Annotated in this window: 6 protein-coding genes; 1 reads left to right on the plus strand and 5 read right to left on the minus strand. The window is 69.0% G+C overall.

Annotation, left to right across the window (positions count from 1 at the left end):
• Position 1 precedes the first annotated feature (1 nt).
• Positions 2-1,210 (minus strand): 5-aminolevulinate synthase, encoded by a 1,209-nt coding sequence (hemA, locus tag ABZ948_RS29170; protein WP_359764417.1) that lies wholly within the window; start codon positions 1,208-1,210, stop codon positions 2-4.
• On the minus strand, positions 1,207-1,359 hold the full coding sequence (locus tag ABZ948_RS29175) for a hypothetical protein (RefSeq protein WP_359764419.1): 153 nt from the start codon (positions 1,357-1,359) through the stop codon (positions 1,207-1,209). Before ABZ948_RS29175 ends, hemA begins: the two co-directional genes overlap by 4 nt.
• Before the next feature lie 224 nt (positions 1,360-1,583).
• Here ABZ948_RS29175 and ABZ948_RS29180 point away from each other — a divergent pair, with 224 nt between their 5' ends.
• Positions 1,584-2,495: a LuxR C-terminal-related transcriptional regulator gene (locus tag ABZ948_RS29180; RefSeq protein ID WP_359764421.1), complete on the plus strand. Its 912-nt coding sequence runs from the start codon at positions 1,584-1,586 to the stop codon at positions 2,493-2,495.
• Positions 2,496-2,630: 135 nt separating this feature from the next.
• Here ABZ948_RS29180 and ABZ948_RS29185 read toward each other — a convergent pair whose 3' ends face one another.
• From ABZ948_RS29185 to ABZ948_RS29195, 3 genes are read right to left on the minus strand one after another with little or no spacing between them, the layout of a single operon-like run.
• Positions 2,631-3,965 carry an ABC transporter ATP-binding protein gene (locus ABZ948_RS29185; RefSeq protein ID WP_435857636.1) on the minus strand — a complete coding sequence of 445 codons (1,335 nt, stop codon included), beginning with the start codon at positions 3,963-3,965 and terminating at the stop codon, positions 2,631-2,633.
• Positions 3,962-5,044, minus strand: coding sequence for an ABC transporter ATP-binding protein (locus ABZ948_RS29190; RefSeq protein ID WP_359764423.1), 1,083 nt, complete (start codon positions 5,042-5,044; stop codon positions 3,962-3,964). The genes ABZ948_RS29185 and ABZ948_RS29190 overlap by 4 nt, the downstream gene beginning before the upstream one ends.
• On the minus strand, positions 5,041-6,051 hold the full coding sequence (locus tag ABZ948_RS29195) for an ABC transporter permease (RefSeq protein WP_359764424.1): 1,011 nt from the start codon (positions 6,049-6,051) through the stop codon (positions 5,041-5,043). Before ABZ948_RS29195 ends, ABZ948_RS29190 begins: the two co-directional genes overlap by 4 nt.
• Between the last annotated feature and the right edge of the window lie 97 nt (positions 6,052-6,148).

The raw sequence follows: 6,148 nt of genomic DNA on the forward strand, positions 1-6,148 counted from the left end.
CTCAGGCGTCTGCCAGGCACGCGCTGAGCGCCTGGACGAAGTAGTCGATCTGCTCCCGGGTGCGGTACGGAGCCACGGTCACCCGGAACCGTTCGGTGCCCCTGGGCACCGAGGGGAAGTTGATGGGCTGGACGTAGATGCCGAAGTCGTCCAGCAGGCGCCGGGCCACGCGGCGGACGCGCTCGGCGCCCGGGACCATCACGGGCACGAGATGGCTGTCGGCGTCGATGAAGTCGATGCCGGCCGCGCGCAGGGCGTTCTTCGCGTACCGGGTCCCCGCGTCGAGGGCGACGCGCAGTTCCCCGTCCCGCTGCACCAGTTCCAGGCCCTTGAGCGTGGCGTCCACGCCGGCCTGGGGCAGGGCGGTGGTGAAGATGAAGCCGGGGGCGAAGGAGCGCACGTAGTCCAGGGCGCTGTCGGGGCCGGCCACATAGCCGCCGACCGTGCCGATGGCCTTGCCGAAGACCCCCTGGATGAAGGTCGCCCGGTGGTCGCCGAGTTCCTCGCTCAGGCCCGCGCCCGTCGGTCCGCGCACGCCGATGGCGTGCGTCTCGTCGACGAAAGTGAGCGCGTTGTACCTCTCGGCGAGATCGAGAAAGGCACTCAGGGGCGCCACGTCGCCGTCCATGGAATAGACGGTCTCGAACACGATGATCTTGGGCTGCTCAAGCGGGTACTGGGCGAGATCGCTTTCCAGAGCGTCCGCGTCGTTGTGCCGGAATACATGCTTCCGGCAGCCGGTGCGGGATATTCCCTCAATGAGCGAGCGGTGATTCAGGGCGTCCGAGAACACGACCGTGTCCGGCATCGCGGAGATCATCGTGCTCAGCGACTCGAAGTTCGCGACGTACCCGCTGGAGAAGATCAGCGCCCGCTCTTTCCCGTGCCAGGCGGCCAGCCTCTCCTCCAGCTCGACATGACTGGCGCTGGTGCCGGCGATATTGCGGGACCCGCCGTTTCCGGTGCCGTGCCGGAAGGTGGACTCGATCTGCGCGAGAATGACGTCCGGATGCTGGCTCAGCCCCAGGTAGTCGTTGCTGCACCAGACCTGGAGCCGCCGGTCGCCGTACTGCGTCTGGCCACGGTCGTCGGCCCGGTGGGCACCCGCGATGAATTCGCGGTAGAGCCCGTTCACCTTCAGGTCGTCGAGCCTTCTGCGGAATTCCCCCAGAAGGACCGTTTCCCGTGCGTCGCTGCCGATGATGGTCACGCGCCCCACCCGGAATCGTCGGGCTTGACGGTGACGTTCGCCTCGGCGACCGAGAAGCCGCCCCCCGTCGGACCGGACATCCACAGCGCAAGAGCCGAGAAGGCTCCGGCCGCGAGCATGCCCACCGCACGCCGATATCGCGTCTTCATGTCAGTCCCCCAAAATCCTGCACGAGACGGCCTTTTCACCGCCCCCTGTGACGGAAAGAGATCCTGCCGACACTGAGGGCACAGATCCAGCCGCAGGTGGGATCATGAATCTGCACTACGGAAACCTGAAGGGGGGGCACATGTGCACAGAAATGGACAACCTCGCCAGAACCGGTGAGGTGGAGCTCTGCGACCGGGGACTCAATCAGTACCGGGACGCACTCATGAACGGCAGCACCTCGACCGAGGTGGCGGAGTGTCTCCATACCCTGGGGCTGCTCCGGCCCGCCGCATCCGACTCCGGATCACTCGAACCCGTGTCACCGGACGTCGCCCTGAGCGTGCTCAGCCAGCCCATCCAGCGCGTCATCCTGGAACAGCAGGATGCCCTGGCCGCACTGCACCTCGCGATCTCGCGTGCCAACAGCACCTACGCGGACGTGCAACAACAGCGACGAGCACCCGTCCGGCCGCTTCTGGGCGAGGAGGCCATCAGCGCGTCGCTGGAGGAGGCCGTACGGTCCTGCCGGGAGGAACTCCTCACGGCCCAGCCCGGCGGCGGCCGTTCCGAGAACATACTGGCCGAAGCGCTCGACCGGGACCTGGCCCTGCTGGCGCGGGGGGTCCGGCAACGCACCCTGTACCAGCACACCGCCCGCTCGCACGGCCCCACCCTGACCTACATCGAGCACGTGGCCAAGAACGGAGCCGAGGTCCGCACGCTCGACGAACTGTTCGAGCGCCTGATCATCTGCGACCGGACCGTGGCCTTCATCCCGAACGCCCAGCAGGAGCGCCGCCAGTCGGCGCTCATGATCGAGCACCCGGGGGTCGTCGCCTACCTCGTCGGTGTCTTCGAGCACGCCTGGGAGCGGGCGGATCCCATCCCCGTCGTGGCGTCCTGCCAGCGGCCGCCGCTGCTGACCGACCAGACGCGGCAGGCCATCCTGCGGTTGATGGTCGACGGGTACACCGACGCGAGCATCGCGAGCCGCCTCGGCATGAGCTCCCGCACGGTCGCGGCCCACATCAAGAAGGCCGCGGAGGCGCTGGGCAGTCGCAGCCGTGCCCAACTCGCCTATCTGGTCGCGCAGTCGGGGGCGCTGGACCAGCCCGCCGGGCAGCGGGCGGGCTGAGCGGCACCGTCGCGTGCGCCGACGACGCGACGGGTGACAACGCCTCGGCCCCCGATCCGCACAGGGATCGGGGGCCGAGGCGCCGCGTGTACGGACCGGGCCGCCGCGGCAGGGCTTCCCGGAACCGCTCAGGGGTTACGCCTTCGAACCTCCGGACTCCGGGGACTCCCCGGACCCGGCGGCACCGGAGGCCTCGCCGGACTCCCCGGACCCGGCGGCACCGGCCGCCTTGCCGGTGTCCGCGGGCCGGGCGCCGGCCTCGGACGGAGCGTCGCCGTCGGGGCGCGCGGCCCCGGGGGACGCCTCGGCGGCCACGGCCACCGACGTCCGCGCCGACTTCTCCACGGTCGCCGTCGGCACCAGCTCCACGGCCTGCCTGGCCTCCGACAGGAGCACGGTGTCCTGCGGCTGCTGGTCCTCGAAGTTCTCCGGGTGGTGGCAGGCGACGCGCTGCCCCGCGCGCAGCTCCACCAGCGGCGGCTCGGTCGTCTTGCAGATCTCCGTCGCCTTCCAGCACCGGGTGTGGAAGCGGCAGCCGCTCGGCGGCGCGATCGGCGAGGGCACGTCGCCCCTGAGCAGGATGCGCTCGCTCTTGACGCCCCGGCGCTTCGGGTCCGGGATCGGCACGGCCGAGAGCAGGGCCTTGGAGTACGGGTGCATCGGCGACTTGTACAGCTTGTCGCGGTCGGCCAGCTCGACGATCTTGCCGAGGTACATCACCGCGATCCGGTCCGAGACGTGCCGGACCACCGACAGGTCGTGCGCGATGATCACATACGTCAGGCCCAGTTCCTCCTGGAGGTCGTCCAGCAGGTTCACCACCTGCGCCTGGATCGACACGTCCAGCGCGGAGACCGGCTCGTCCGCCACCACGAGCTTGGGGTTGAGCGCGAGCGCGCGGGCGATGCCGATGCGCTGGCGCTGGCCGCCGGAGAACTCGTGCGGATAGCGGTTGTAGTGCTCGGGGTTGAGGCCGACCACCGACAGCAGCCGCTGCACCTCCTTCTTCACCCCGCCCTCGGGCTCGACGCCCTGGAGCCGGAAGGGGGCGCTGACGATCGTGCCGATCGTGTGCCGCGGGTTCAGCGAGGAGTACGGGTCCTGGAAGATCATCTGCACGTCGCGGCGCATCGGGCGCAGATCGCTCGTGCCCAGGTGCGTGATGTCCTTGCCCTCGAACTCGACCGTGCCGCCGGTCGGTTCGAGCAGCCGGGTGATCAGCCGGCCCATCGTGGACTTGCCGCAGCCCGACTCGCCGACGACGCCGAGCGTCTCGCCCTTGCGGACCTCGAAGTCGATGCCGTCGACGGCGCGCACCGCGCCGGTCTGCCGCTGGAGCAGGCCCTTGCGGATCGGGAAGTGCTTCTGCAGCCCGGTCACCTTCAGCAGGACATCGCCGTCGGCGGAGGTGTCCTTGGTGAGGGTGCTCCCGCTCGTGTCCGGTGTGCTCACCGTTTTGTCGTCGCTCACAGCTTCGGCGCAATCTCTTCGGTCCAGATACGCTCCCGCTGCTCCTGCGTCATGTGGCAGGCGGCCCAGTGCGAGCCGCCGACCTCGGTCAGCTCGGGGCGGACCGTGCGGGTGACGTTGTCCTTCGGGATGTCCGCGTACGGGCAGCGCGGGTGGAAGGCGCAGCCGGACGGGAGGTTGATCAGGGAGGGCGGCGCGCCCTTGATCGGGATGAGCCGGTCGGTCTCCTCCCGGTCCAGCCGCGGCATCGAGCCGAGCAGGCCCCAGGTGTAGGGGTGCCGGGGCTCGGAGAACACGTCCTCGGCGGGACCGCGCTCCACGCACCGGCCGCCGTACATGACCAGCAGGTCGTCGGCCATCTCGGCGACGACGCCCAGGTCGTGGGTGATCATGATGACCGCGGAGCCGAACTCCTTCTGCAGATCGTGGATCAGGTCCAGGATCTGCGCCTGCACGGTGACGTCCAGGGCGGTGGTCGGCTCGTCCGCGATGAGCAGCTCGGGGTTGTTCACCAGCGCCATGGCGATCATGGCACGCTGGCGCATACCGCCGGAGAACTCGTGCGGGTAGCCGTCCACGCGCTTGGCGGGCTCGGGGATGCCGACCCGGTCCAGCATCTCGATGGCGCGCTGCTTGGCGACCTTCTTGCTGACGTCGTTGTGGACCCGGTACGCCTCGACGATCTGCTGACCGACCGAGTAGTAGGGGTGCATCGCCGACAGCGGGTCCTGGAAGATCATGGCCATCTTCCGGCCGCGCAGCCGCCGCACCTCGTCGGGGTCGGCCCCGACCAGCTCCTGGCCGTCCAGCCAGACCTCGCCGGAGACATGGGCGCGGGCCGAGCGGTGCAGGCCCATCACGCCGAGCGAGGTGACGGACTTGCCGGAGCCGGACTCGCCCACGATGCCCAGGGTCTTGCCCTTGCGCACGTCGAAGCTGACGCCGTCCACGGACTTGACCAGACCGTCGTCGGTGTCGAAGTGGATGCGCAGGTCACGGACGGACAGGAACACGTCGTCCGGGACGGACGGGGCGGTGGTGTCCGGTTCGCCGAGCGCGGCTTTGTCGAGCTTGCTCACGAGTACCTCACCCGGGGGTCGATGGCGGCGTACACCAGGTCGACGATCAGATTGCAGAAGACGATGAAGAACGCGGCGACCAGGGTCACGCCCATCACGATGGGCAGGTCGTTGTCCTTGATGGCCTGGACCGAGTAGGCGCCGATGCCCTGGAGGGAGAAGACGGTCTCGGTGAGCACCGCGGTGCCGACCAGGGTGCCGAAGTCCATGCCGAAGATGGTGACGATCGGGGTGAGCGCGGAGCGCAGGCCGTGCTTGGCCACGACCGTGGTCTCCTTCAGACCCTTGGCCCTGGCCGTTCTGATGTAGTCCTCACTCATCGTCTCCAGCATGCCCGCCCGGGTGAGCCGGGCGTAGAGCGCGGAGAAGAGGAAGGCGAGGCTGACCCAGGGCAACAGCAGATGCCAGGCCCAGTCGGCGGGGTTCTCGGTGAACGGGACGTAGTCGACGCTGTCCCACACGGGGATCTCGTAGACGAAGAGCGCGAGCAGGATCTGGCCGGTGAAGAAGATCGGCAGCGAGACGCCGGCCAGCGCGATGAACATGGAGACGCGGTCGATCGGCTTGCCCTTGCGCAGGGCGGAGATCACGCCGATCGTCACACCGGAGACGACCCAGATCACGGCCGCACCGACGGCCAGTGAGAACGAGACCGGGATCCGCTGCTCCAACTGCGGCCACACCTCGATGTGGCTCTTGAAGGAGTACCCGAAGCAGGGTGCGCTGCAGTGCGTCGCGTCGGGGCCGAACCGGTAGTCGGCGCCCGCCACGAGGCCCTTGATGAAGTTCCAGTACTGCTCGTAGACGGGCTGGTCCAGTCCCAGGTTCTTCTTGATCGCGGCGACGGACTCGGGGTTCGCGTCCTTGCCGACGTACTGGGTGGCCAACTGGTCGGCCGTCTGGCCCCCGAGGCGGGGCACCAGGAAGAAGATGGCGAAGGTGACTGCGCTGACCACCAGCAGCAACAGCACCGCGCCCATGACGCGTCGGAGGATGTACGCAGCCACAGCTGTACGGCCCCGGGCCGGGGAGTCGGCGCCGGTGGGCAAGACGGCGGCGGACTCCGGTACCGCCGACGAGTCCCACCTCTGCTTCCAGGGCAGC

Source organism: Streptomyces olindensis, from assembly GCF_040645895.1.
Classification (GTDB): domain Bacteria; phylum Actinomycetota; class Actinomycetes; order Streptomycetales; family Streptomycetaceae; genus Streptomyces; species Streptomyces olindensis.